General features: G+C 62.9%; 21 protein-coding genes. 10 read left to right on the plus strand and 11 right to left on the minus strand.

Features of this window, described 5'->3' with window-relative positions; translation table 11 throughout:
* Positions 1–32: 32 nt before the first annotated feature.
* A complete protein-coding gene (locus tag AC0L2C_RS04700; protein WP_473522832.1) occupies positions 33–1,475 on the plus strand; it encodes a glucosamine inositolphosphorylceramide transferase family protein in 1,443 nt (480 codons plus the stop codon).
* Between the two features lie 17 nt (positions 1,476–1,492).
* Here AC0L2C_RS04700 and AC0L2C_RS04705 read toward each other — a convergent pair whose 3' ends face one another.
* Both AC0L2C_RS04705 and AC0L2C_RS04710 read right to left on the minus strand, forming a co-directional pair.
* Positions 1,493–2,800, minus strand: a complete 1,308-nt coding sequence (locus AC0L2C_RS04705) for a VpsF family polysaccharide biosynthesis protein (protein ID WP_473522833.1) — start codon at positions 2,798–2,800, stop codon at positions 1,493–1,495.
* Positions 2,797–3,093, minus strand: a complete 297-nt coding sequence (locus tag AC0L2C_RS04710) for a hypothetical protein (RefSeq protein WP_473522834.1) — start codon at positions 3,091–3,093, stop codon at positions 2,797–2,799. Before AC0L2C_RS04710 ends, AC0L2C_RS04705 begins: the two co-directional genes overlap by 4 nt.
* Here AC0L2C_RS04710 and AC0L2C_RS04715 point away from each other — a divergent pair.
* Positions 3,092–4,537: a GumC family protein gene (locus tag AC0L2C_RS04715; protein WP_473522835.1), complete on the plus strand. Its 1,446-nt coding sequence runs from the start codon at positions 3,092–3,094 to the stop codon at positions 4,535–4,537. The genes AC0L2C_RS04710 and AC0L2C_RS04715 overlap by 2 nt on opposite strands.
* An 8-nt stretch (positions 4,538–4,545) precedes the next feature.
* Positions 4,546–5,652, plus strand: a complete 1,107-nt coding sequence (locus AC0L2C_RS04720; protein ID WP_287062147.1) for a glycosyltransferase — start codon at positions 4,546–4,548, stop codon at positions 5,650–5,652.
* On the opposite strand, the gene AC0L2C_RS04725 is transcribed toward AC0L2C_RS04720, so the two are convergent.
* The gene (locus AC0L2C_RS04725; RefSeq protein WP_473522836.1) at positions 5,649–5,912 is read right to left on the minus strand and encodes a hypothetical protein; all 264 of its coding nucleotides are present in this window, start codon (positions 5,910–5,912) and stop codon (positions 5,649–5,651) included. The two genes, AC0L2C_RS04720 and AC0L2C_RS04725, sit on opposite strands and share 4 nt — an antisense overlap.
* Here AC0L2C_RS04725 and uxuA point away from each other — a divergent pair.
* From uxuA to AC0L2C_RS04745, 4 genes are all read left to right on the plus strand, one after another.
* Complete coding sequence (gene uxuA / locus AC0L2C_RS04730) at positions 5,904–7,136, plus strand: mannonate dehydratase (protein ID WP_473522837.1); 1,233 nt, start codon at positions 5,904–5,906, stop codon at positions 7,134–7,136. The genes AC0L2C_RS04725 and uxuA overlap by 9 nt on opposite strands.
* Positions 7,137–7,396: 260 nt before the next feature.
* The gene (locus AC0L2C_RS04735) at positions 7,397–8,371 is read left to right on the plus strand and encodes a tripartite tricarboxylate transporter substrate-binding protein (RefSeq protein ID WP_128246209.1); all 975 of its coding nucleotides are present in this window, start codon (positions 7,397–7,399) and stop codon (positions 8,369–8,371) included.
* Between the two features lie 100 nt (positions 8,372–8,471).
* On the plus strand, positions 8,472–8,933 hold the full coding sequence (locus tag AC0L2C_RS04740; RefSeq protein WP_023797766.1) for a tripartite tricarboxylate transporter TctB family protein: 462 nt from the start codon (positions 8,472–8,474) through the stop codon (positions 8,931–8,933).
* Between the two features lie 10 nt (positions 8,934–8,943).
* Positions 8,944–10,452, plus strand: a complete 1,509-nt coding sequence (locus tag AC0L2C_RS04745) for a tripartite tricarboxylate transporter permease (RefSeq protein WP_236390992.1) — start codon at positions 8,944–8,946, stop codon at positions 10,450–10,452.
* A gap of 90 nt (positions 10,453–10,542) precedes the next feature.
* Here AC0L2C_RS04745 and AC0L2C_RS04750 read toward each other — a convergent pair whose 3' ends face one another.
* The 6 genes from AC0L2C_RS04750 to AC0L2C_RS04775 form a co-directional block, all read right to left on the minus strand.
* Positions 10,543–11,619, minus strand: coding sequence for an ABC transporter ATP-binding protein (locus AC0L2C_RS04750; RefSeq protein ID WP_473522838.1), 1,077 nt, complete (start codon positions 11,617–11,619; stop codon positions 10,543–10,545).
* A gap of 5 nt (positions 11,620–11,624) precedes the next feature.
* Positions 11,625–12,671 carry a carbohydrate ABC transporter permease gene (locus tag AC0L2C_RS04755; protein WP_473522839.1) on the minus strand — a complete coding sequence of 349 codons (1,047 nt, stop codon included), beginning with the start codon at positions 12,669–12,671 and terminating at the stop codon, positions 11,625–11,627.
* A complete protein-coding gene (locus AC0L2C_RS04760; RefSeq protein ID WP_473522840.1) occupies positions 12,668–13,804 on the minus strand; it encodes a carbohydrate ABC transporter permease in 1,137 nt (378 codons plus the stop codon). Before AC0L2C_RS04760 ends, AC0L2C_RS04755 begins: the two co-directional genes overlap by 4 nt.
* Positions 13,805–13,878: 74 nt before the next feature.
* A complete protein-coding gene (locus AC0L2C_RS04765) occupies positions 13,879–15,351 on the minus strand; it encodes an ABC transporter substrate-binding protein (protein WP_473522841.1) in 1,473 nt (490 codons plus the stop codon).
* 314 nt (positions 15,352–15,665) lie between these two features.
* Positions 15,666–16,172 (minus strand): SIS domain-containing protein, encoded by a 507-nt coding sequence (locus AC0L2C_RS04770; RefSeq protein WP_473522842.1) that lies wholly within the window; start codon positions 16,170–16,172, stop codon positions 15,666–15,668.
* Positions 16,157–16,816, minus strand: coding sequence for an orotidine 5'-phosphate decarboxylase / HUMPS family protein (locus AC0L2C_RS04775; RefSeq protein ID WP_473522843.1), 660 nt, complete (start codon positions 16,814–16,816; stop codon positions 16,157–16,159). The genes AC0L2C_RS04770 and AC0L2C_RS04775 overlap by 16 nt, the downstream gene beginning before the upstream one ends.
* A 219-nt stretch (positions 16,817–17,035) precedes the next feature.
* Here AC0L2C_RS04775 and AC0L2C_RS04780 point away from each other — a divergent pair, with 219 nt between their 5' ends.
* The 3 genes from AC0L2C_RS04780 to AC0L2C_RS04790 all read left to right on the plus strand — a co-directional run bounded on the left by AC0L2C_RS04780 (position 17,036) and on the right by AC0L2C_RS04790 (position 20,286).
* Positions 17,036–17,677, plus strand: a complete 642-nt coding sequence (locus tag AC0L2C_RS04780; RefSeq protein ID WP_473496635.1) for a glucose-6-phosphate isomerase — start codon at positions 17,036–17,038, stop codon at positions 17,675–17,677.
* A 34-nt stretch (positions 17,678–17,711) separates the two neighbouring features.
* A complete protein-coding gene (locus AC0L2C_RS04785) occupies positions 17,712–18,680 on the plus strand; it encodes a shikimate dehydrogenase family protein (protein WP_473522844.1) in 969 nt (322 codons plus the stop codon).
* Positions 18,681–18,762: 82 nt separating this feature from the next.
* Complete coding sequence (locus AC0L2C_RS04790; RefSeq protein ID WP_473496633.1) at positions 18,763–20,286, plus strand: xylulokinase; 1,524 nt, start codon at positions 18,763–18,765, stop codon at positions 20,284–20,286.
* Between the two features lie 153 nt (positions 20,287–20,439).
* Here AC0L2C_RS04790 and AC0L2C_RS04795 read toward each other — a convergent pair whose 3' ends face one another.
* Together AC0L2C_RS04795 and AC0L2C_RS04800 are read right to left on the minus strand one after the other, a co-directional pair.
* A complete protein-coding gene (locus AC0L2C_RS04795; protein ID WP_473522845.1) occupies positions 20,440–23,049 on the minus strand; it encodes an arsenate reductase (azurin) large subunit in 2,610 nt (869 codons plus the stop codon).
* A 12-nt stretch (positions 23,050–23,061) separates the two neighbouring features.
* Positions 23,062–23,589, minus strand: coding sequence for an arsenate reductase (azurin) small subunit (locus AC0L2C_RS04800; protein WP_236390977.1), 528 nt, complete (start codon positions 23,587–23,589; stop codon positions 23,062–23,064).
* Positions 23,590–23,601: the final 12 nt, after the last annotated feature.

The raw sequence follows: 23,601 nt of genomic DNA on the forward strand, positions 1-23,601 counted from the left end.
GGCAGAGTAGTCTTGAAAAAGAATATATTCGATTGACTAATATTTTAATTATCGGCCACACGGTCGGATCTCGGCGCTGGGAAAATGCGCTTCTGGTGCGGTTGAGCGCAGGCGGTCACGTGGTTTCGAGCGGCCGCGCGCCGACGCCTGCGCCGATCGCACGCGGCCTGGATAATGTGCTGGCGATCGAGAGCCGGCGCTTCGGTCCCTCATTGGCAAGCCGCTCCGAGCCGTTGCCGTCTGGCGGTTCTGGTCCGGCCGAACTCGTGGTCGATCTTACCGGCACTTTCGCACGGCGAGGCACGCCGGTTCTGACGCTCGAATTTTGCGGGCGCAGCAGCTTCCCTGCCGGTGTGGCCGAGACGCTGGCGAGCGGGCGATTGCCCGAACTTGCCGTGCGCCTCGACGGCGTCACAGTCGCCCGGGGCCGACCGATGCTCGGCGACCGGCTCTGGCTGTCTCGCAGCTGCAACGACCTGCTCGCTGGGGCCATCTCGCTGGTTGCGCAAAGCGTCGCCCGTTTTGCCGCGGGCGAACTTGCGCCAATTGCCGATAGTCCGGCGCCGATGCTGAGGAACGCCGGTTTTGTCCGGCACTATCTGCCCTTTTTCTGCCGCGGGTTGCTCGATCGCGTCGTGCAAAAACTCAGGCTTGGACGGCGTCCCTTCTATTGGCAGGTTGCCTATCGGCTGATCGACGGGCCAGGTGTCGCCGAAACCGGGCAGCTCGACGGTAAGCCGTTCACCGTCCTGCCGGACGATGGCCAGCGATTCTATGCCGATCCGTTCGTCCTCGAGCGGGATGGCCGCCACTATCTGTTTGTCGAGGAATTTCCCTACGCTACGGGTCGCGGCGTGATTTCTGTCGCCGAACTGGGTGACGACGGCAGCTTCGGCGTGCCGAGAGTGGTGCTGGAGGAAAAGCACCACCTGTCGTATCCGCAGGTGTTCGCACAGGCCGGCGAGATTTTCATGATTCCTGAAAGTGCGGCGGCGCGCGAGCTTGTGCTCTACCGCGCCGCGCAGTTTCCAGATCGCTGGGTACGCGACACCGTGCTGTTGACGGACAAGGATTTCAATGACGCCACGCTGCTCGAATCGGACGGCCGCTTCTGGCTGTTGGGGACGGAGCGGTTCGGTTATGGCAGCGCGTCGGACACGATGGCGGTCTATTCCGCGCCCTCGCTGCGCGGGCCGTGGGTTGCGCACGCGTTCAATCCCATCGCCGTCGATCACTCGGCCGCTCGGCCCGGCGGCGCCTTTATCCGCCACGGTGACGCCCTGGTGCTGCCGGTGCAAAACGGCTCGAGAGCCTATGGCGGCGGTCTCGGGTTGATGCGGCTGGACCGGCTTGACGAACTAGATGTCCGTTTTGCGCCGCCCCGGCCGATCGGTCCGGGGCCGGCATGGGCCCGCGCGGGCATTCACACGCTCAACCGCGCGGGCAATCTCGAGGTTGTGGATAGCGCCGGCTGACGCGTCTGCAGTCTGCGCTATCCAGGCCGATCCAGTGTCGGCTCGGATGCCGCCGCGGCCGACAGTATGCTCCCCTGCCGGTTTCGAAACGGATCGTTTCTATAGGCAAGCAGCAACACCACGATAATGGTGATCTCCGGCGATTTTGACGAGAGCGCGTTGTTCGACAGCGCAGCAAGTAGGAACGTCATGGTGCCGATCCATGCCGGCAGCGGCGCCCCGCGCAACAACCGGAAAATGAACCAGAACACCAGCCCGATGAAGAGCACGGCTATCGGCAAGCCGAACAGCATGATGATGACCACCGGCGCGCTCTCGATATAGGGTAGATGCAACTTCTCGTTGACGATTGCCAAGAGGTCGTCGACGTTCATGCCGAACAGGATGTCTTTCCAGCTGACCAGTCCGAACACCTGGTAGATCGTCACCCGCGCCATGAAGTTTTCGTCAAAGATCGTGTTGCCGAATCGGTTCAGCAGCCCGCCCGAAAACAGTATGGCCACCAGCACTGCGCCGCCCGCCACGGCGAACAGCAGCACGACAGACTTGGCCTGCCGCTGATGCTTGAGCGACAGGCGCGGCCAGGGCACGAACATCAGCAGGATGAGGGTTTCTGCGGCAGCGAGCAACAGGGCGGCGCGGGCGCCTGATGCAGCACAGCCGACGAGCAATACGAAGATCGCCAGCACCCGCACCCATATGCGCCAGTTCGTCAGCGGTACGAACCCGATGACTGTGGCGCAGAGCGCGCCCAGGGCCAGCGGGTGCGCCGATAGGCCGATCGGCCTGAATTGCAGTTCGTTGAGACCGTAGGGCAGAAATCGATGTTGAGTCACCGCTTCGATCGTGCCCATCACAGCGCTGAGGACCACCATCCCAAGCACGAGGTCGCCCAAGGCACGCCGCACTTGCGCGTTCAGGGCCAGCATCAACAGGCCTGCGGCGCCCGCCACCAGATAGGTATCGATGATAAACCCGGAGGAGCCGGCACGGCCGGTGATGAACAGATACGGCACCAGCGCGAAAATCACCGCAGAATATAGCAGCAGAGCCTTGAATATTCCAATTTCGTCGCCCTGCAGCAGAAATGGTCGGCTGAAAAGGACGATAGGAAGCAGCAGGAAGATAGCATAGGTGCCGACATGCAGTTTCTCGTAGAACGAACCGCCGTCGGCGGTATAGTCGACGACCATGTTCATGATCTGCGGTGAGACCGTGAAGCGGAGCAGGAACGCCAACGCAGCGCACAGGAAAAACAGAAGCGACAGCGCGTTCTGACGGCGCGCCTGGCTGGATCGTTCCGATACGGCAGCTGGATAGCTCATGGCCGATCCAAGTGAAAGTATTCAAACGGCATTCTGGCCAACGAGATCCATTCAACGGACCGCTGAACGGGCGCGGTGCGTGACTCGGCAAAATATGCCAACTTGAAAAATGACATGTTAACGATCTTTCTGTAGTGCTGGTCCGCGTAGCGAATAACCAGAGTTAGCACCATGTCCGCCGCTTCCGGCACAACCCCTCCCTCTGCAGCGGGTTCCGACGTCAGCGCGTTCGAGCGGATCGCCAATGCGCGGCGGGCCAGCAGGGCAAGGCTGCAACAGGATGCTCCGGTCATGGCACGGCCCTCCGCCCCTGTCACTCCGCCCACGCCCGAGCCTGTCCCGACGGTGACGCTCGACAAGATCGGCGATTTCCTCGAGCTCGATTTTCGACGCCTTTTTGTCTGGCTGCGTGCCGGGCTCGTCCTGGCATTGATGCTGGCGGTGGCCGGCGGCGTCATCGGCGCCGCCTACGGATTGCTGAGCAAACAGCGTTATACCGTCACGACGGAAATCCTCATCAATCCTGCCAATTTGCAGGTTGTGGAAAACGATGTCTACTCGCAACCGGGCCAGGTCGACAGCCAAATACTGAACGCGCGCAGCAAGCAGCGCATCTTGACCTCCGGCAACGTGCTTGCACGTGTGGTGGACGAACTCGGTCTCGCCAACGATCCGGAGTTTTTCGATCCGGACCAGACCGCTTCCACCTCTGGTGCCGCAGCGAGTGGCGGCAAGTCCGATCCGAAGCTTGTCGCCCAGAAAAGCCTGGCGCAGCGGGTCAGCGTCGCTGCAGATGAAACCTCGTTCGTCACAACCCTTGCGGTATCGGCAGAAACCACCGGAAAGGCGATCCTGATCTCGCAAGCCGTCGTGAAGGCTTTCCAGGAGGAACTGGCCAAGGCCGAAGCTGCTGGCGCCGGCCGTGCCGCAGCTGCTCTTGAGGGCCGGCTCGGCCAACTCAAGCGCGACGTGCAGGCAGCCGAAGAGAAGGTCGAGAGCTACAGGCGCAGCCACAATTTGTCGGCCAGCAATGGCCAGCTGGTCAGTTCGCAGACGATGACGCAGCTCAATAGCGAAATTGGCGAGGCGCAATCGCGCGTCATCGCGGCGCAGGCAAGTTACGACGCCTTGGTTGCTTCCGGTGTCAATGGGGCCAATCCTGACCCCGCGGTTTCGGCAGCACTCTCAGTGCTGCGCGACAAGGCGAATGGCTTGCGGCAGCAGATCGATTCTCAGTCCATGACCTTTGGTCCGCGCCACCCGACGATCGTCCGGCTCAGGACAGAATTCGAAACCGTCAGTTCTCAACTCAGGGCGGAGTTCTCCCGCACGGTCGGCACGGCAAAAGCCAACCTGGACAAGGCCAACGCCTCGTTGGCTTCTCTCACCGCCAGGATGAACGCTCTGAAGAACAACGTTTTCACCGACAGCGAGTCCCAGGTCGCCCTGCGTGAGCTTGAACGCGACGCCGCCTCGAGAAGGGCGGTCTATGAAAGCTTCCTGTCTCGCGCGCGCCAAATCACCGAGCGCGAGCAGATCGACACCACCAATGTGCAGGTGATTTCCACCGCCGTGCCGCCACCGGGTCGCTCGTGGCCGCCCCGCACCCCTGTGACGGCAGGCCTGGGAGCTTTCGCCGGCTTTGCTCTGGGCATGCTGCTGGCCATTGCCATGGGTATCGTTCGCGACATGCGCCAGCCGCCGAACCGATCAGGCATCGGCGTCAGCCGAGCCTGAATCCAGGCATGGCGAAGCGCATTGTCTTTCACATCGCCAGTCTCAGGGGCGGCGGCGCCGAGCGTGTCTTCGTCCTCATGGCAAATGAATTGGCATCGCGTGGGCACGATGTCACCCTTTTTACCTGGAACGCGCAAGGACCCAACGCCGCGCTGCGCTCCCCCGCCGTGCATCTGGTCGATTTCGACCTTCCCATCCAGGGCGAAGGTTACGGCAAGTGGGAGACGCTGAAAGCCATCGTGCGAAGCGCAGGTTTGTTCAGCCGCCTTGGTCCGCATGCGGTCTACAGCGCCCCGGAATTTGCCAATCTGGTCGTGGCGCTGGCGCTTCTCCTGGCGCGAAGCCGGGCGCGGTTCTTTCCGAGCTTCCACGCAGCCGCCTCACTGCCTTCCAGCAGCCTCGGCGCGAGAATAGCGGTCTGGCTTTCCGCGCTGGTTGCAGCGCGCGCAACCAAAGCCATCGCCGTCTCAGCGGGTGTCGGCCGCGACCTTGCGGCCCGCGGCTTTCCTAAATCCAAAATTGTCGTCATCAACAATCCGCTGCCGCCGGTTGCGGCGCTCGAACGAGATTCCCAAGCATGGCAGGCACAGCTGGCGACGATGGGCGATGGCCCGGTCATCGCCACCGCCGGGCGCCTGGTGCCAGTCAAGGACCATCGGACCTTGCTGCGGGCTTTCGCCATCCTGCGCGCCGGCCGCCGCGCTCGGCTTGTCATCTTCGGCGAAGGTCCGCTGGCTGTCGAATTGCGCGCCTATGCCGAGGAAACCGGTATCGGCGCGGACGTGCTCTTTGCTGGCTACGTCAACGACCCAGCCGCCTGTTATGCCGCAGCCGATCTGTTCGTCCTTTCCTCGACGAGCGAAGGCTTTGGCAATGTGCTGGTCGAGGCCATGGCTGCGGGCGTCCCGGTAGTCTCCACAGATGCGCCACATGGTCCGCGCGAGATTCTCGGTGACGGTCGTTTCGGCGTCCTGGTGCCGGTCGGCGATGCCGCGGCTATGGCAAAGGCGATGGCTGACATGCTGGACCACCCCACTTCTGCCGCCATCCTGAAAAGCAGGGCGGCGGATTTCGAAGTTGAAAAGATCGGCGATCTGTACGAAGCGCTGCTCTAATGCATGTCGCCCAAAAGTGCGCAGCGGTTTTGGGTCAACGACATGCACAAAAACAAAGACTTAAAGCGCGTCGCAGACGCGACGCGCTTTAGCCAAGGAATTTCGCGCTGGCGCTGATTGACGCCAGCCGCTATCGCCATTCGCGCCGACACCGGAATCTGATAGCAGCGGATGAAGAAAAGCAGCAGGTCGGTCACCGCGGCAGGAGCGCGGGCGGGCCGCACGGCGATTCTTTTTAACGGAGTGTTCGAATGAGACATGTGTGGCGTTGGTTCGGCCCGGTCGACAAGGTGACGATTGCGGACGCGCGTCAAGCCGGGGCGCAAGGCATCGTCACGGCCCTTCACCACGTTCCTCACGGCGCCGTCTGGCTGCCCGCCGAAATCGAAAGGCGTCAGCGCGAAGTCGCATCCTTGCCGGATGGAAGCGCAAGCGAACTGACCTGGGAGATTGTCGAAAGCCTGCCGGTTTCCGAATCGATCAAGACGCAGGTCGGCGAATGGCGCAGCCATCTTGCCAACTACAGGACATCGCTGGAAAACCTGGCGCGAGCCGGCATTTCGGTCATCTGCTACAATTTTATGCCCGTGCTCGATTGGACCCGCACCGATCTTGCCTGGCGCCTGCCGCATGGCGGCACCACCATGCGCTTCGATCTGATCGACTTCGCCGCATTCGACATCCATATTCTGAAACGCCAGGCGGCGCCCGGCGACTACACACCGGAGATCGCCGCTGAGGCGGCGCGCCGATATGCGCAAATGGATGACCATGCGCGCAAGATTCTGGCAAGAAGCGTCAATTCCGGCCTGCCGGGCTCGACCGAAGCCACGTCTCTCGACGGCCTCGCGGCTCAACTGTCAAACTATGACCGTATCGACGCAACAACCCTGCGCCGGCATTTCGTCGATTTCCTGGCGGAGGTCGTGCCCACGGCCGAACGCCTCGGCCTGCGACTCTGCTGCCACCCCGATGATCCGCCGTTTCCGCTGCTCGGCCTGCCGCGCATCATGTCGACCGAGGCCGACTACAGCTACGTTCTGGACGCAGTCGACAGCCCGGCCAACGGCGCGACGCTGTGCACCGGATCGCTCGGCGCAAGACCCGATAATGATCTGCCCGGCATGATCGAGCGGATGGGGCCAAAAATCCATTTCGCCCATCTGCGCAATGTGCGCAAGGAAGCGGCCGGCACCCCCTGCTCGTTCCACGAGGACGAGCACCTTGCCGGCGACACCGACATGGTGGCGGTGGTGGCGGCGCTGCTTCACGAGGAAGCGCGGCGCAAAGTGGAGGGCCGCCCGGACGCCATCATCCCGATGCGCCCCGACCATGGCCAGGATATCCTCGATGACCTGACGCGCGGGGCGCAGCCCGGCTATCCGGCCATCGGCCGGCTCAAGGGATTGGCCGAGCTTCGCGGCGTCGAACATGCCATTCGCAGGTCGACATCAGGAGAGCCGATCTCCACTTACACCGCATAATCCAGAGGGAAATGCCACAGGCCGGTTCCGCGACCTGTGCTCGTTAAACATGCCATCTTCGACCGCTGGGCGTCCGGCAGTCCGCCTCCGGCCTGACGGCACCTTTTCACCCATTTGCGCGGACTTGTGTATAATAGCAGCATGCGGCTTGAGTCCGATTGCAAGCCGCTAGGTTACGCTAGTTATTGGTCCACCCGCAGCCGGTGTTGAGAAGAACTCCAGGAGGCGGTTGGGAATTCATATCCTGGGAGGAAGTTGAGATGAGAAGATTCGCCGCCGCTCTGGCCGCCGCCGCCGTCACGCTGTATTCGTTCGCCGCGGGCGCGCAAACCTATCCCGAACGCACCATCACCGTGGTGGTGCCGTTTTCGGCCGGCGGCCCGACCGACACGGTCACGCGCCTCGTCGCGGAAGCCATGTCGAAGGATCTCGGCCAGCAGATCATCGTCGAGAATGTCGGCGGCGCCGGCGGCACGCTGGGCGCCGGTCGCGTCGCGAGCGCCGAGCCCGACGGCTATACGCTTCTCCTCCATCATATCGGCATGGCGACAAGCGCCACGCTGTACAGAAAGCTCGCATACGACACGCTGAACAGCTTCGAATATGTCGGCCTCGTCACCGAGGTGCCGATGACCGTCGTCGGCCGCAAGGACCTCGAGCCGACCGACCTGAAGGGGCTGGTCGACTACGCCAAGGCCAACAAGGATACCGTCACCGTCGCCAATGCCGGCATAGGCGCGGCCTCGCATCTGTGCGGCATGCTGTTCATGAGCGCGATCGGCACGCCGCTGGTCACCGTGCCCTACAAAGGCACCGGACCGGCCATGACCGACCTTCTCGGCGGCCAGGTCGACATCATGTGCGATCAGTCGACCAACACCACCAAGCAGATCCAGGGCGGCACGATCAAGGTCTACGCCGTCACCTCGGCTGAACGCCTCGATGTTCTGCCGGACGTCCCGACGACGACGGAAGCCGGTCTCCCGGAGGTGCAGGTCGGCATCTGGCACGGCCTCTACGCGCCCAAGGGCACGCCGGCCGAGGTCACCGAACGCCTGTCGAAGTCGCTTCAGGTCGCGCTGAAGGACCCGAATGTCGTCGCCCGCTTCGCCGAACTCGGCACCAAGCCATCGCCTGAAGCTGATGCGACTCCGGCCGCGCTGAAGGCCAAGCTGGAGGGCGAGATCGCGCGCTGGAAGCCGATCATCGAAGCCGCCGGCCAGTACGCCGACTGAGATTTTGAACGGGGCGCCCACCAGCGCCCCGTTTTTTTCACACCGGCCCCATTTTCACACCGGCATCGGCGCGCCCGCGGCGCGGGCCTGGGAGGACGTCATGAAACCCTTCACAATCGACACGACCAACGGCATATGCGCCGCGCTGTTCATCTTTCTCGGCGGATTTTTCGCGCTGCAGTCGCTCGACCTCGAAATCGGCACCGCCTTCCGCATGGGACCGGGCTATTTCCCGCTGGTCCTGGCAATCGTTTTGATCCTGCTTGGCGCCGTCATCCTCGTCGAAGCGGTGCGCTTCGAGAGCGAGCCGATCGGCCATGTAGCCTGGCGCGGCATGCTGTTCATCCTGCCTGCCCCGATCTTCTTCGGCCTGACCGTGCGCGGCCTCGGCTTCCTCCCCTCGATCTTCCTGACGGCGCTGATCGCATCCTTTGCCAGCGGTCGCATGAGGCCGCTGACCGCGCTCGTGCTCTCCGCCGGCCTGACGCTGTTTGCGTTCCTCGTCTTCAGCTATGCGCTCGGCCTGCCGTTCCGGCGCTTCGGCCCGTGGCTGCAGTTTTGAGGGGATGAACATGGAACTCCTCGACAACCTCGCGCTTGGTTTTTCGACGGCCTCGTCGCTGGCAAATCTCGGTTTCTGCCTGATCGGCGTCCTTCTCGGCACGCTGATCGGCGTTTTGCCCGGTATCGGCGCCACCGCCACCATCGCCATGCTGTTACCGATCACCTTCCAGATCGGCGACCCGGTTTCCTCCCTTATCATGCTCGCCGGCATCTATTACGGCGCGCAATATGGCGGCTCGACCACCGCCATCCTCATCAACATGCCTGGCGAATCCTCGTCGGCCGTCACCGCCATCGACGGCTACCAGATGGCCAAGAACGGCCGCGCCGGGGCGGCACTCGCCATCGCGGCGATAGGCTCGTTCTTCGCTGGCACGGTGTCGACCTTCCTCGTCGCCGTCTTTGCCCCGCCGCTGACGGCGATCGCGCTGGAATTCGGCGCGGCCGAGTATTTTTCGCTGATGATCGTCGGCCTCGTCTCGTCCGTCGCGCTCGCCCACGGCTCGATCGTCAAGGCGCTGGCGATGGTCGTGCTTGGCCTGCTGCTCGGCATCGTCGGCACCGACATCTACACCGGCACGCCGCGCTTCACGCTCGGCATCCGCGAATATGCCGACGGGCTGAATTTCGTCGCGGTGGCGGTCGGCGTCTTCGGCGTCGCCGAGATCCTGCGCAACCTCGAAAACGAGCACGAGCGCTCGGTAATGATCCGAAGCGTCTCCGGCCTGATGCCGACCCGCGACGACTTTCGCCGCATGGCGGCGCCGATCGTGCGCGGAACCATCATCGGTTCGGCGCTAGGCATCCTGCCGGGAGGCGGCGCGATCCTTGCAGCCTTTGCCTCCTACACGGTCGAAAAACGCATCTCGAAAAACCCCGGGGAATTCGGCAAGGGCGCCGTCGAAGGCGTCGCCGGACCGGAATCGGCCAACAATGCCGGTGCGCAGACCTCGTTCATCCCGATGCTGACGCTCGGCATTCCGGCCAACCCGGTCATGGCGCTGATGATCGGCGCGATGATCATCCAGGGCATCGTGCCCGGCCCCAATGTCGCGATCGAACAGCCGGCGCTGTTCTGGGGCATCATCGCCTCGATGTGGATCGGCAATCTGATGCTGATCATCTTGAACCTTCCGCTGATCGGGCTTTGGGTGAAACTCCTGACGATCCCCTACTACGTGCTCTTCCCGATCATCATGGCGTTCTGCTCGATCGGCGTTTACAGCGTCAACACCAACATCTACGACCTCTACGCCGTCGCCTTCTTCGGCTTGCTCGGCTATCTCCTGACAAAGCTGCGCTGCGAACCGGCGCCGCTGCTGCTCGGCTTCGTGCTCGGCCCGCTGCTCGAGGAAAACCTGCGCCGCGCCATGATTCTCGCGCGCGGCGATCCGACCACCTTCGTGACGAGGCCGATCAGCGCCGGCCTGCTCTTCATCGCCTTCGCCGTCCTCGTCGTCGTCTTCCTGCCGGCGGTCAAGAAGAAGCGGGAAGAGGTGTTCGTGGAGGAGAATTAATATATGTCGCGCAAAAGCATGCCCTTGGGCCTGACCCGAGGGTGCGCAGCGGTTTTGCGATAACGACATCCATAAAAACAAGAACTTAAGTCACGCGGCCGCCTGTCTGCCGGCGCGGCCGCCGATGCGGGCTCCGGTTTCCGCATCGAACAGAAAGACGGCGGTATCCTGGAAGGTGATGCCGATCGGCTCATCCATGTCGTAGTGCGCCGATTTGTCGGCCTTGACGGTTACTGTGGCCCCACCGAACTGGCAGGTGATCAAGGTATGATCACCGATCAGTTCCACGGCATAGACTCGCGCCGCAATCTTGCCCTCCGATGGCGCCGTGACCCGGCAATCCTCGGGCCGGAGGCCGGCAGTGACCTTCTTACGGCTTTCGGCAACGCTGGTCGCAAATCGCCCTTCCGCCCAGGCGAAGCTACCCTCGACCAGCTCGCCCCTAAGAAAATTCATCGGCGGCGAGCCGATGAATTCGGCGACGAACAGGTTCGCCGGATCGTCGTAGATCTGACGGGGCGTCGCGATCTGCTGCACGACGCCGCGGTTCATGATGGCAACACGGTGCGCCAGGGTCATGGCCTCGATCTGATCGTGGGTGACGTAGATCGTCGTCACGCCTAGATCGGCCTGCAGGCGCTTCAGTTCCGAGCGCATGTGGCCGCGCAGCTTGGCGTCGAGGTTGGAGAGCGGCTCGTCCATCAGGAAGACGCTCGGCCGCCGCACCATGGCGCGGGCGAGCGCGATGCGTTGCCGCTGACCGCCGGAAAGCTGCCGTGGATAGCGGTCGAGCAACTCCTCGAGATGCACCTTGACGGCGGCACTGCGCACGGCGGCGTCGCGCTCAGTGCGCGGCATGCCACGCAGCTTCAGCGGATATGCGATGTTCTCCGCAACCGTCATGTGCGGATAGAGCGCGTAGGACTGGAACACCATCGCCACGTCGCGATATTTGGGCAGCACGTGGGTGACGTCGCGGTCGCCGATGAGGACGCGGCCGGAACTCACCGATTCAAGCCCGGCCACCATGCGCAGCGCTGTCGTCTTGCCGCAGCCTGAAGGGCCGAGCAGCACCAGGAACTCGCCGTCCTCGATCTCCAGGTCGAGCCCTTTGACCACCTCGACCGCGCCGAAGGACTTGTAGATATCGGACAGGGTGACCCGCATAATGACTAGCCCTTCACTGCGCCGACCAGCAGTCCGCGCGCGATATGCTTCTGCAGGATGCTGGAGATGATGATCACGGGGGCGATCATCACGGTGATCAACACCGACATGTTCCACCATTGCGGCCCGCGGGTCGTGTTCTGTGCTGATACCAGCACCGGCATGGTCTGCGCATCGGCATTGGAGAGGAAGAGGGCCAGCAGATACTCGTTCCAGGCAAGGATCAGCACCAGCAGGAAGGTCGCGACCAGGCCGGACCGCACCAGCGGCAGCGCGATGGTGAAGAAAACGCGGAACTTGGAGGCCCCGTCTATTTGTGCGCTCTCCTCGAGGTCGAGCGGGATGCCGGCGAAGAAATCGCGCGTCAGCCATACGACGATCGGCAGGTTGATAGCGGTGTAGGTGGCGATCAGCGCCACCTGCGTGTCAAGCAGGCGCATCTGCTGGAACATCACGTAGATCGGCAACACGGCGACGATCGGCGGCATGATACGGTTCGAGATGATCCAGAACTCAATGTCGCTGTTGCCGACCGCAAGCTTCGTGCGTCCAACGAGCGTGAACAGCGCAATGACGAAGAGAGCTGCCGCCACGACAATGGCGATCTCCCACCGCACGCCGAAAGTGGCCACCGCCACGATGATTGCGGTGAGCAGGATCAAGAAGATTGCAACAGCGGCGAGCTTCACCTGGAAGCGGATACGCACGAGCGCGTAGGCCGCCAGCGAGCCGATCAGGACTGCGAGCAGTGTGCTGGCGACCGCGACAACGACCGAATTCATGTAAGGGCGCAGCGTGTAATTCTGCACCAGCATGAAGTCCCATGCCTGAAGCGAAGGGGCAAAGTCGACGAACGGGAGATAGAACGGCCCGTTGTCGACCTCCCCAGGCCCCTTGAAGGACGTGATGAACACCCAGTAGAGTGGAATCACCACAACCAGCGTCCACAGGGACAACAGCAAATAGGTCAGCACCCTGGCGACCGGCGCCTGGCTGTCGATCGAGGCCGGCTCGAACAGCCGGCGCGCCAGCGAGCGCGGCTCGGTGCTCATGCTTCGAACCGGCGCGCCGGCCGGACCACGAAGTTGAAGAACCAGACGCATACGATGGTCGAGATGAAGAGCAGCATGTAGCCGATAGCGGCCGAGCCGCCGAGATCCTGGGTGCGCCAGGAAATGAAGGAATGGAGCGTCATCGATTCCGTCGCCAGGCCGGGACCGCCGCCGGTGAGCACGTTCGGCAGGTCGATGATCTTGAAAGCCTCGATGAGCCGGATCAGCACGACGGTAGCGGCAATCGGCGCGATCGCTGGCCAGGTAATGTCGCGAAAAATCTGGAAGCCGTTGGCTCCGTCGAGCCGCGCCGCCTCGACCTGATCGCGCGGCTGGTTCTCGATGGCCGCCAGCAGCACGATAAACATGAACGGCGTCCACTGCCAGGTGTCGCCGACCAACACCATCAGCCGCGCCGACCAGGCCTCTGTCGCCCACGACCACTCGCTGATGCCGAAAGCGCGCACGAGTGGGGCGAAAGGCCCCTTCTGCATGTCGGCGAGCATTCGGAACGTGTAGGCGATACCGACCGGGGTTACCATCAGCGGGATGAAGAAGAGGACGCGAAAGAAATTCCGGCCGCGGATCGGCTGGCCGCACAGCAGCGCGAGGCCGAGCCCCAGTGCGAACTGCACGGACACGCCGACGAACACGTAGAGAAGCGTGTTGACGACAGTCCCCGGCACGCCGCCCGGCGCCATGGTGGCCAGCGCAAGAACCGCCAGACCCATGGCCATCGCCGTCGCGAGAAGCCGACCAACCGTGCCGACGATGGTCGGCCTGCCACGCAACAAGTAGCGGGCGAGGAGGAAAAACAGCCCTGCCGCGATCAAGGCCAGCAAAGCGGATTGGACAAAGCCGAACGTGCCAAACTTGCCGAGCAGGTGATACTGCTGCGAGCCGACCAGCAGCTTGCGGAAGTTCAAAAGTCCGATGAATTTCAGGGTGAATCCGCCCGGCGCGAGCGCAAAGCGCGAAAGCGCGAGGTAGGCCGAGATGATGAGCGGAAAAATTGCGAAGCAGAGAAGCACGATGACGGCTGGCAGCACCATGATCCGGCCGGAGTGACCGTCCAGCCATTCGGCCCAGCTGCGGCGGTCGGCAGCGTCTGGCATCGTGTCGGTTGCGGTCATCATACCCTGAGAAAGTGGGGCAGGCATCAGGCCCGGCGCGGACCGATGCCACGCCGGGTCGTTTGCTTGGCTGCCTATTTGGCGCCGATGGTCGCCTTGTAAAGTTCGAGCTGCTGGTCTTTGCCAACCTCTTCGTTCAGCTCATTCCAGCCTTCCTCGACCGCCGCGACGGTCGCTTCCTTGTCGATTTCGCCGGCGAGGAAGCGCGAGACCGCTTCGTCGAGCACCACCTGCTGGTATTTCTGATTTTGTGGGATGCGCAGGTCGAGGATCATGTTCGGGCTGCTCATGCTGTCATTGATCGCGCCCAGGTAGACTTTGGCCTCCTCCTCGCTCATGCCGGCCTTCTTCCAAAGGTCGCTGTAGCTGAGCTGTGAGGTGCGATACGGGTTGAAGCCGGTGCCGCCGACGGTGACGTCGGCATTCGACTGTGCCGGCTGCGTCATGAACGAGAAGTAGGCATAGGCGGCGTCCTTTACCTTCGGATCGGCCGCCGCGTTGATGCCGCCGCCCCAGCCGCCAAAGGCGGCGAATGGCGCATGGTTCACGCCGTCGATCGCGTGCGGGCAGTTTTCCGTCGTGCAGGCCTCTAGCTTGCCGGTGTCCCAGTTCAGGACCTCCTTGGATCCGGGCATGATCGCCGCGCCCCATTTGCCCATCACCTTGGACTGCTTCGGATCGATCGAGATCGTGCCTACATCACCCCAGTCGAGGTTCAGCGCGCAGCGGCCGGAAGCGAAGAGCGGCCGCGTATCGCTGACGTCGAGGTTCAGCTCGTCCGGCGGGCCGTACTTGGTCGATTCAGACAGGAAGTCGAGCGCCTTGCGGAAGGCGTCGTTGTTGACGAGCGGCGTCATGTCCTTGGTGTTGAAGAAGGTGCCCTGGCTGGTTCCCTTGGACTGGGTCATCGAGCCGACCACATCGGTGACGAACCAATAGCTCTGCGCGTTGCGCTTCTTGGCGATGCAGGAGCCGAAATCCGGCGTGCCATCGCCGCTCATGTCCTTGCCATGCGTGGCCTTGGCGACCTCGAGATACTCGTCCCAGGTTTTTGGCACCGCCAGGCCGGCCGCTTCGAGCACGTCCTTGCGGTAGTACATCATGTGGAAGTCGCCATCGAGCGTGATCATGTAGGTCTTGCCGCTGTACTTCTCGGAGAAGTCACGGAAGAACGCGCCCACATCGTCCTGCTGGATGTCCTTGTCGGCCTCCACTCGCGGCGTCAGGTCCTCGAGATAGCCGCCGGCAATGTAGTCGACCATCCATTGCGGGGCGAACACGCCGGCATCGACCGAGTTGGTGCCGCTCGCCCAGTCGGTGAGAATCTTCTGATAGAGATCCGAGAATGGCACCGCGATGACATTGATCTTGGCGCCGGTGAGCGCTTCGAACTCGGGCGCGCGCCGCTGCAGCGGCTCCTGAATCGCACCGGTCTGCGTAATGACGTTCACGGTAACGCCCGCAAACGGTTTGTCCTGCGCGAAGGCAGGCGCGCCAACCAGCGCGGCAAAAGCCGAAAAGCCGGCCAGAAAGACCCCAATTCTCATCAGACTTCCTCCCGTGTTGACCGGGACTTGTTCCTGCGAAAACCAAGCCGCCGGTATCTCCCCGTCGGCTGCCGTCGCCAGAGCACGGCACCAACGCTCCTCAAGCACAATATCGGCATCGCGCAGCGAGTCCAGTGCCTTGCCGCCACGGAAGGTGAGCTGCCCAGCGGGGCTTCCCGGCTAATGCATGTCGCCCAAAAAGCGCGCAGCGGTTTGAGCGCGGAGCCGCCGGAAAACCGCTCGATCTTGCCTGGGGAATATTCCACCGCATCGACAATACCCGTCTCCGGTGCACACCACCGTCGGCACGGGCGTCACTGCAAGTTGGTGTGGCGGTACAACATCAGCTTGTGCGCGTCGCGGATCTGCTGCGCCAAGCCGAGCACAATGCTGTCGAGCAGGATGAGGCAGGACTGCTCGAACAGGCTGCCGCCAAACTGTTTCGATTTCTCGACAGGGACATGCAGTGTGACATCGGCAATGCCGGCCAGGCTACCGGCTGGCTTATGCGTCAGCGTAACGACCTTGGCGCCCTCCGCCTTGGCGATGCGGGCAAAGCCTGTACTGACCGGCGTTTCCCCGGAGCCGGAGATGATCAGCATCGCATCGCCCTCGCGGATCGATGGCGCCGATGCCTCACCGACGAAATGCACCGCTCGGCCAACATGCATGAAGCGCATCGCACCCATCTGCGCGACAAGGCCGGAGCGTCCCTGCCCGGAAAAGAACCATCGCTGATCGGGGTCATCGAACGCCTGCACCAGCCTTGCAAAGGCGTCGGCGTCGATCCGGCCAAGAACTTCGGTTATCTCCTGTCCCACGGCCAGCCACGGCCTGGATTGGGCAATCTGTCGCGAATCCATCGGGCTACCTCTTTCGGACTTGCGGATTCTGTGATGGCGCTGCCAACCACGAGGATTTCAGGCTCGACTGCGATCACCGCTTCCAGCGTGTCGGGGCCGATCCCGCCGGCGAGCGAAACCAGAAAGCCGCGATCATGCATCTTTCTCACGGCGTCGATATGTGAGGTGGAGGTGTTGCCTGCCAGTCGCGCATCGGTTGGCGAGTGGACCGCGACATAGCCGAAGCTTTCGGGGAAGACAGCATTCAAGGGAAGCAATTCTGCCTTGCCCGCCTCGGTGATGGTGTCGACGACGACCGTCGCGCCGAAGGCGGCGGCACGTTTTCCGACCGCCTCATGCGTGGCGGACGAAGCACATGACAGCACCGTCATGAATGCGGCGCCGGCGCCGAATACCATATCAGCCTCGAACCGGCCGGCGTCGACGGTTTTGGTATCAGCCAACACCATGACTTCAGGGCAGAGCTCGCGCGCTGTGGTGATGGCCGAGAGGCCGAGGCGTTTCAGCAACGGCGTGCCGATCTCGATAATGTCGGCAAATTCCTTCATCTGCGCGAGCAGAGCCAGGTGCTCAGGCTTGTCGAAGGCGACCTGGAGGAGCAAGGCGGGTCTCCTGGATTGCTTAAGACAGCGGATGCGGCATGCCGCCCAACCCACTGTCGTGTGCTTCGTGGTCGAAATCTGCCATAATCCAGCAACCTCCATGCTGGTCTGCATAGGCAGAGCAAATCGTACCCTGCAAAGCAAGTGGTCTTGTCGAAAGCAGGAGGTGCGGGCCAGATCAGCGCCGACGCCCCCGGCGATGCAATATGAGGTAGTCCTTTGACGAGACTGTTTGAGCCCATTGGATGCAAGGTCGACCTGTCGACTGGTGCGATGGGAAATGCAACCGGCAGCTACCAGAAGCGTTTCCGCGATCTGGACGGGCTCTATGCCGACGCCGCGGCGTTCGAAGCCATGCGCGTGACATGGGGTGAGCGCATCGTCTACGAGGTCTCCGAGTTCCGACCGACCGAGCAGTCGGGCGATCTGATTTTCGGCGTCACGCACATGGCGCCAGGCAAGGTCGGCGACGAATATTTCATGACGCGCGGTCACATCCACAGGCAGGCCGACCGGCCCGAGATCTACTATGGCCAGAAAGGGCACGGTCTCATGCTGATGGAGTCGCCAGAGGGCGAGGTTCGCATCCTGCCGATCGACGCCCAGACCGTCTGTTATGTTCCGCCGTTCTGGATCCACCGCTCGATCAATGTCGGGGAAGGCGATCTGGTGATGCTGTTCTGCTACCCCGCCGATTCAGGGCAGGACTACGAGATCATCGCGAGATCGGGAGGCATGCGCTCGCGCGTGGTCGCCGGCGATGGAGGCTGGAGGCAAGTCGACAATCCGGATTGGCGACCGCGTGACGCAAAGCTGATCTCTGCCCTCTATGGGCAGCAATCCGTCACGGTGCCGCCATGAAGATGCGCGCGGAGAAAATCCGGGAGAATGGCAAATGAGCCGCTATCTGCCGGCCACCCAGCCGACATTCTATTTTATCGGCGTCACGACGACGAGCAGCTCGATCATGCGGGTTTTCCCGGCATGGGCGCGCCACCTCGGGCTGAAGGAAGCGGTTCTCAAAGATGCGGTTCTCAGGGGCATCGACTTTCCACTCCATGCCGATCCGGAGGCCTACCGTGAGGTCGTCTCCTTCCTAAAATCCGACCCGCAGTCGCTTGGCGCGCTGGTCACCACGCACAAGATCGATCTTTTCAACGCAGCGCGCGACCTGTTCGATGTGATCGATCCGCACGCCCGCCTGATGCACGAGACCAGTTGCCTGTCGAAGCGGGGCGGAAAACTCGTATGCCATGCCAAGGATCCGATCTCTTCGGGCCTTGCGATAGACGGTTTCATTCCGGCGGGATATTTTGCGGACACCGGCGCGGAGGTCCTGTCGATGGGCGCCGGCGGATCGACGATAGCGATCACCTGGCACCTGATGCGCAAGCAACGTGGCGCCGATTTGCCTTCGCGCATCATTGTCAGCGACCGTTCGCAGCCGCGTCTCGATGAAATCGATCGCATCCACAGAGACATGACGTCGGCGGTCGAGCTCGAATATGTCCTGGCGGACCGACCAGAGATCAATGACGAGACGTTGGCGGCGCTAAAGCCAGGCTCGCTGGTGATCAACGCGACCGGACTTGGCAAGGACGCGCCCGGCTCGCCGATTACCGATGACGGCGTGTTCCCCAAGCGCGGCATTGCCTGGGATCTCAACTATCGCGGCGACCTGATCTTCCTCGACCAGGCAAGGCGGCAGCAGGCCCGACAGCAGTTGCAGATCGAGGATGGTTGGACATATTTCCTGCATGGCTGGACGCAGGTGATCGCAGAGGTCTTCGACATCGCGATCCCGGTGTCCGGGCCGGATTTCGACGAGATGTCGCGCATCGCCATCGAAGCGGCGAAAGGCTGATGCCGTGGGTCTCGTCACGCCGCGCTCGCTCTAACCGATAGACGGAGGGTCACATGTTTGCCCATCTCAGGACTCTCCCGAAATGAGCGGCGAGCTTTTCCTCGCCATCGATGTCGGCACCGGCAGCGTCCGCGCCGCACTGATCGATGTCGCCGGCAAGATCCTCGAGCTTGCGTCGCGAGAGCACGACCAGATCGTGCCGGAATTCGGCTGGGCCGAACAGCGGCCGGTCGACTGGTGGGAGGGTGCGCTAGCGAGCGTCAAGGCGGTGCTGGACCGCGTCGATGGCGCCCGCGAAAACATCTCCGCCATCTGCGTCTGCGGGCAGATGCACGGGCTGGTCCTGCTCGACGCGCACGGAGCGCTGACGCGCGAGACGGCACCGCTGTGGAACGACAAGCGCACCGTCGATCTCGTCCGTCGCTTCGAGCAAGCGAACCAGCCGGACAGCTACCTGCCCGAAAGCGGTAACACGCCGACCCCCGCATGGCCGGGCTTCAAACTGCAATGGGTCCGAGACAACGATCCCGCCGCATACGCCCGCAGCGCAGTCGCCATCATGCCGAAGGATTACATCAACTACCGGCTGACCGGCGAGATCGCCATGGATACAGGCGACGCGTCCTGCAGCTTCCTGATGAACCCACAGCGGCTCGACTGGTCGCCGAAGATGATCGAGCGTATGGGTCTGGACGCCGCCAAGCTGCCGCCGATCCGCAACCCGCTGGATGTCGTCGGCCACGTCACCGAACAGGCGGCGCTCGACAGCGGCCTGCGCTCTGGAACCCCGGTGCTGGTCGGTGGCGCCGACTATCCGGTGGCACTGCTCGGCTCAGGCGCCTGTCGCCCGGGACTGGGTTCCGACAGCACCGGCACGGGCGCCATCATCACGGTTATCGCGGAGACGCCGCTGCTTGACCCGGAAATCTCGAACGTTGCGACGGTCGAAGGCAACTGGGCGCAATTCGTGCTGCTGGAGACCGGCGGCGACGGCATGCGCTGGGCACGCCGTGCCTTCCACGGCAACGCGCTGTCCTATGACGAGATCGTCGCCCGCGCCGCCGAGGCGCCGGCCGGTTGCGACGCGCTGCTGTTCATGCCCTTTCTCACCGGCGAACGCCTAGGGCGCCATCGCAACGCCCGCGCGCAGTTCTTCGGATTGGGCGCCGGGCATGGCATGGAGCATCTGCACCGCTCGATCCTGGAAGGCATCGCCTTTGCCATGACCCGCCACATCCGCATCATGGAACACGCGTCGAACAGGCCGCTGGAGCGCGTTATCGCTGCGGGTGGCGGGGCGCGCACCGAACTCTGGCTGAAGATCAAGGCCAGTGCCTTCAACATTCCGATCCTGGTCCCGCGGGAGCCCGAATGCGGCATTGTCGGCTGTGCCGCGATGGCCGCGACGGCGACAGGCCGCTTCTCGCGCGTCGAACAGGCGGCCGAGCGCTTCGTGAGCTACGGCGCCGAAATCCTGCCGAACCCCGGATGGGCCGAAATCTACAGCCGCACTCAACCGGTTTTCGAGCAGCTCTACCACCACAGCCAGGCGCTCTACGACGACATTGACGCACTGGCGGCCGCCACGCGCCAGACGCAGCCGTGACCTCTGCGATCGCCTGGCGATCGCATAGGGCTTGCGTGCATCGGAGACTCGGTCGTAGCGCTCGGCAATTCCGAGGAGAAGCTCGAGGCCGCCGCTGCCTGATGGCATTGGTCGGCGGCCTCGACAGCCAGACGGGACTTGGGAGGAGCCATCTCAGACGGGTCGATACTCCTGCGACTTGAACGACAGGTGCTTCACGCCTTCCGGGGCATCCGAGATTTTCCGGATGTTCGCCCAGGTCTGCTTGTAGTTCGGAATGATGAACTCGTTCACCCCTGGCGACACAACGTTGCCCTGCACCCCAGTGGGAAACGCGAACAGCATGAATGTCTCCTTCCGTTTTGCCGTGGGTGTCGGATACACGGCCGCCTGGGTCGCGCCGTTGTCATTGTAGACTTCAACCAGATCCCCCTGGTTCAGCGATAATTCTGCCATGTCGGCAGGATTCATCTCGATGAAGGGATAGGGCCAGCGGTCCATGACCAGCTCGTTCTGCTGGTCGAGGTAGGCACTCTGCCAGACGTGGTTGGTGCGGCCATTGTTGATGAGGAACCTGAACTTGTCCTTCTCCTCCTGCTTGCCAGCAGCTTGGAGGCCCCTCCACTGCGTCTCGGCAAAAACGGCCTTGCCGTCCTCCTTGTTAAATTTGCCGTCGGCGTAAAGGCGCTTGGTTCCAATGATGCGCTCGGTCCCCGCAGCCGGTTCGGGGGGCGATCCCGCATTGGTCGGCGCTGCCTTCTGCACAGGCTCCTTGCCGCGCGCACCCTCGATGGCCGGGCCGCCGAGAACCTCACCGGGTTCACCCGTCGAAGTTCCAGCTGCCAGCGGCTCGGTCTCCCCAAGGCCGGTTGCCGGCTCCTGGAAACCGTTGGTCCCCATCGCGCGCAGCCGGGCGTAGGTGACGAATTCTCCCCCCTTTTCGTGCTGGTGGTAGCCGTCCATGAAGGCGTCTTCTTCGGTCTGCCAGTCGAATCCCTTGAACTGGTCCGCGACAGCGTTGTCGCCTGCTTCGCGGAAAACCCGTTCCAGATGATTGGCCAAGCGCGCGGCGATCAGACAGTCGGGCATCGACTGGCCGGGCGGGTCCATGTAGCGCTCCGTCAGCCGCATGCGCCGTTCGCCGTTCATCGAGGTGAGGTTCATCTCGCCGGATGTCGCGGCAGGCAGCCAGACATGGCTCGCCTGACCGATCTTGGTCGGGATGATGTCGACATCGACTGAGAACAGGCCGCCTTTAGCAACCGCACCGACAATCGCATCGACAGTCGCCTGCCGGTCGCCGTAGGGGACGGAGGACATGGCGTCCTTCACCATATCGGTGCGCTCCTTGTACCGCCGCTTGAACTGGTGTGCGTTGAGCGTGGTCTTGTAGTGATCGCATCCCCAGATGTGATGGACGCCACCCTTGCCCTCGATCAACAACTGGTCGACGTAAGCCGCTGGTCGACCGACATGAGCGTCCGACGGCCGGGAATAGCCCTCCTGGTGGCCGCCCAGGCGGACACAGCCGCCGCCGGGGCGGCCAATGTTTCCGGTCGCCAGCGCGAGGTTCACGAGCGAGCCATTGGTTCGGTAGTTGTCGTTGCCCCAGATCAGGCCTTTTTCGTAGGCGAACATGGTGCGTCGACGCTTGCCGTCTTTCGGCTCGGCGATCCAGGTCGCCGCCTGCTTAATCTGGTCGACGGTGAGGCCGGTGATCTCAGCGGCTTGTTCCAGCGTCGTCCGGTTGGCGGCCAGCGCCTTGTCGAAGCCATTGGTTGACGCCGCGATGAAATCCTTGTCCGTCCAGCCCTGATCGGCGATGTGGGTCACCAGGGCGTTGAACAGCGCCAGATCCGTACCGGAGTTGATCGCCAAGTGCAGGACGCGCTCCTTGCCCGCCTCGACTTCGCACGCGTTCACGGTGACCGTTCGCCGCGGATCGACGATGATGACGCGAACTGGCTCGTGCGGCTCGCCCGGCAACTCCTTGTTCTTCTTTTCCGTGGAGGTCCCGCGCAGGTTCGGAATCCAATGGTTCAGGAAATAGTTTGTCTGCGTCTCCAGGGGATTTGCGCCGACCACCATGATCGTGTCGGCAAGCTCTGCATCCTCATAGCAGTTATTGAGTTCGCCGACGCCCATGTCGCGTGTCGCGTGGACCTCGGAATTGTAGGCGGGACGGTTATGGATCCGGATGTTCTTGACCTTCATGGCCCCGAAATAGAGCTTCCCAGTACCCCAGGTGTTCTCGTAGCCGCCCCCGGCGCCGCCGTGGTCGAAGGCCGAGACGAATACGCCGTCGTCGCCCTGTTCCTTAATCACTGCCGCAGTGACGCGGGCCACCAAGTCCAGCGCATCGTCCCAGGAGGTCGGCTGCATCTGGCCGTAGCGCCAAACCATTGGGTCGGTCAGGCGCTGAAGCTGCGTGTTGCGTTGCCGACTGAAGCTCATTTCGGCCATGCGGGCGCCGCGGATCGAGCCGAGCCCGGAATTCACGACGCAGTCTCTGTCCGGTTTGATGACGATATGGACGTCTTTGCCGTCCTGCTTGACGATGTTGTACATCGAAGGGGAATACCAGGCTGGCGTCTCCGCCTCCTGCTGCTGGGATAGGTCCACGCCAAAGACGTTTTGGTCGGGCGCTGTGCCGCCCTGGTGATTCGTGTCCCAGGTATAGGCGTGATAGCCGCAGCCGACGATGCAGTAGTGGCAGACGACGTTGTGAACCTTCGCGTCCGCCGGGATAATCGGCAGGCGGCCGATTTGACGTTTGTAGGCCATGACAGGTCTCCTCTAGAGCACGTTCGACAGGCGGCCGTAGATGAGCTCGTCGAGCCCCTCCGCGAACACATCGCCTTTGTCATCCACGCGAAGCAGGTACTGCGGCAGGTTCTGCGTCGCCTGCCCCCAGATCTGCTGGCCTCCCGCCTCGCAGTCGAAGCGGGAATAATGCCCCGGACAGTTCAGCGTGCGGTCCTCGGCGTTGTAGTTCAGCGGAAAGCCCTTGTGCGGGCAGATGGTGGAGAAGCCGACGATGTCGCCGTCAGGACCGGCGCCACCTTCCACCTTCATTCCAAGTTTCAGCAGCACACCGGGCGCGTTCTCATCGGGGTAGCCGACATCGAAAGGCTCATTCGGCTTCAAATCGGCTATATTGGCCAACTTGTTCGACGGGTATTCGACCAGCGCCAGACCGGGTGCAGCCTTGGTCTGGGCTTGCGCCGGCAGCGCCACTGCAGTGGCCATGCCGGCGGCGGCGAACGCCCCTCCCCTCAAGAATTGACGGCGGCCGACGTCGACCAGTCTGTTGCAGCGATCCATGCATTCCTCCCA

Source organism: Mesorhizobium sp. WSM4845, from assembly GCF_055811455.1.

Coding starts and splice junctions, on each gene's coding strand:
- AC0L2C_RS04705 (WP_473522833.1), bottom strand. CDS start 2,800: ATGAGCTATCCAGCTGCCGTATCGGAACGATCCAGCCAGGCGCGCCGT.
- AC0L2C_RS04715 (WP_473522835.1), top strand. CDS start 3,092: ATGGCACGGCCCTCCGCCCCTGTCACTCCGCCCACGCCCGAGCCTGTC.
- AC0L2C_RS04710 (WP_473522834.1), bottom strand. CDS start 3,093: ATGACCGGAGCATCCTGTTGCAGCCTTGCCCTGCTGGCCCGCCGCGCA.
- AC0L2C_RS04720 (WP_287062147.1), top strand. CDS start 4,546: ATGGCGAAGCGCATTGTCTTTCACATCGCCAGTCTCAGGGGCGGCGGC.
- uxuA (WP_473522837.1), top strand. CDS start 5,904: ATGAGACATGTGTGGCGTTGGTTCGGCCCGGTCGACAAGGTGACGATT.
- AC0L2C_RS04725 (WP_473522836.1), bottom strand. CDS start 5,912: ATGTCTCATTCGAACACTCCGTTAAAAAGAATCGCCGTGCGGCCCGCC.
- AC0L2C_RS04735 (WP_128246209.1), top strand. CDS start 7,397: ATGAGAAGATTCGCCGCCGCTCTGGCCGCCGCCGCCGTCACGCTGTAT.
- AC0L2C_RS04740 (WP_023797766.1), top strand. CDS start 8,472: ATGAAACCCTTCACAATCGACACGACCAACGGCATATGCGCCGCGCTG.
- AC0L2C_RS04745 (WP_236390992.1), top strand. CDS start 8,944: ATGGAACTCCTCGACAACCTCGCGCTTGGTTTTTCGACGGCCTCGTCG.
- AC0L2C_RS04750 (WP_473522838.1), bottom strand. CDS start 11,619: ATGCGGGTCACCCTGTCCGATATCTACAAGTCCTTCGGCGCGGTCGAG.
- AC0L2C_RS04755 (WP_473522839.1), bottom strand. CDS start 12,671: ATGAGCACCGAGCCGCGCTCGCTGGCGCGCCGGCTGTTCGAGCCGGCC.
- AC0L2C_RS04760 (WP_473522840.1), bottom strand. CDS start 13,804: ATGACCGCAACCGACACGATGCCAGACGCTGCCGACCGCCGCAGCTGG.
- AC0L2C_RS04765 (WP_473522841.1), bottom strand. CDS start 15,351: ATGAGAATTGGGGTCTTTCTGGCCGGCTTTTCGGCTTTTGCCGCGCTG.
- AC0L2C_RS04785 (WP_473522844.1), top strand. CDS start 17,712: ATGAGCCGCTATCTGCCGGCCACCCAGCCGACATTCTATTTTATCGGC.
- AC0L2C_RS04790 (WP_473496633.1), top strand. CDS start 18,763: ATGAGCGGCGAGCTTTTCCTCGCCATCGATGTCGGCACCGGCAGCGTC.
- AC0L2C_RS04795 (WP_473522845.1), bottom strand. CDS start 23,049: ATGGCCTACAAACGTCAAATCGGCCGCCTGCCGATTATCCCGGCGGAC.
- AC0L2C_RS04800 (WP_236390977.1), bottom strand. CDS start 23,589: ATGGATCGCTGCAACAGACTGGTCGACGTCGGCCGCCGTCAATTCTTG.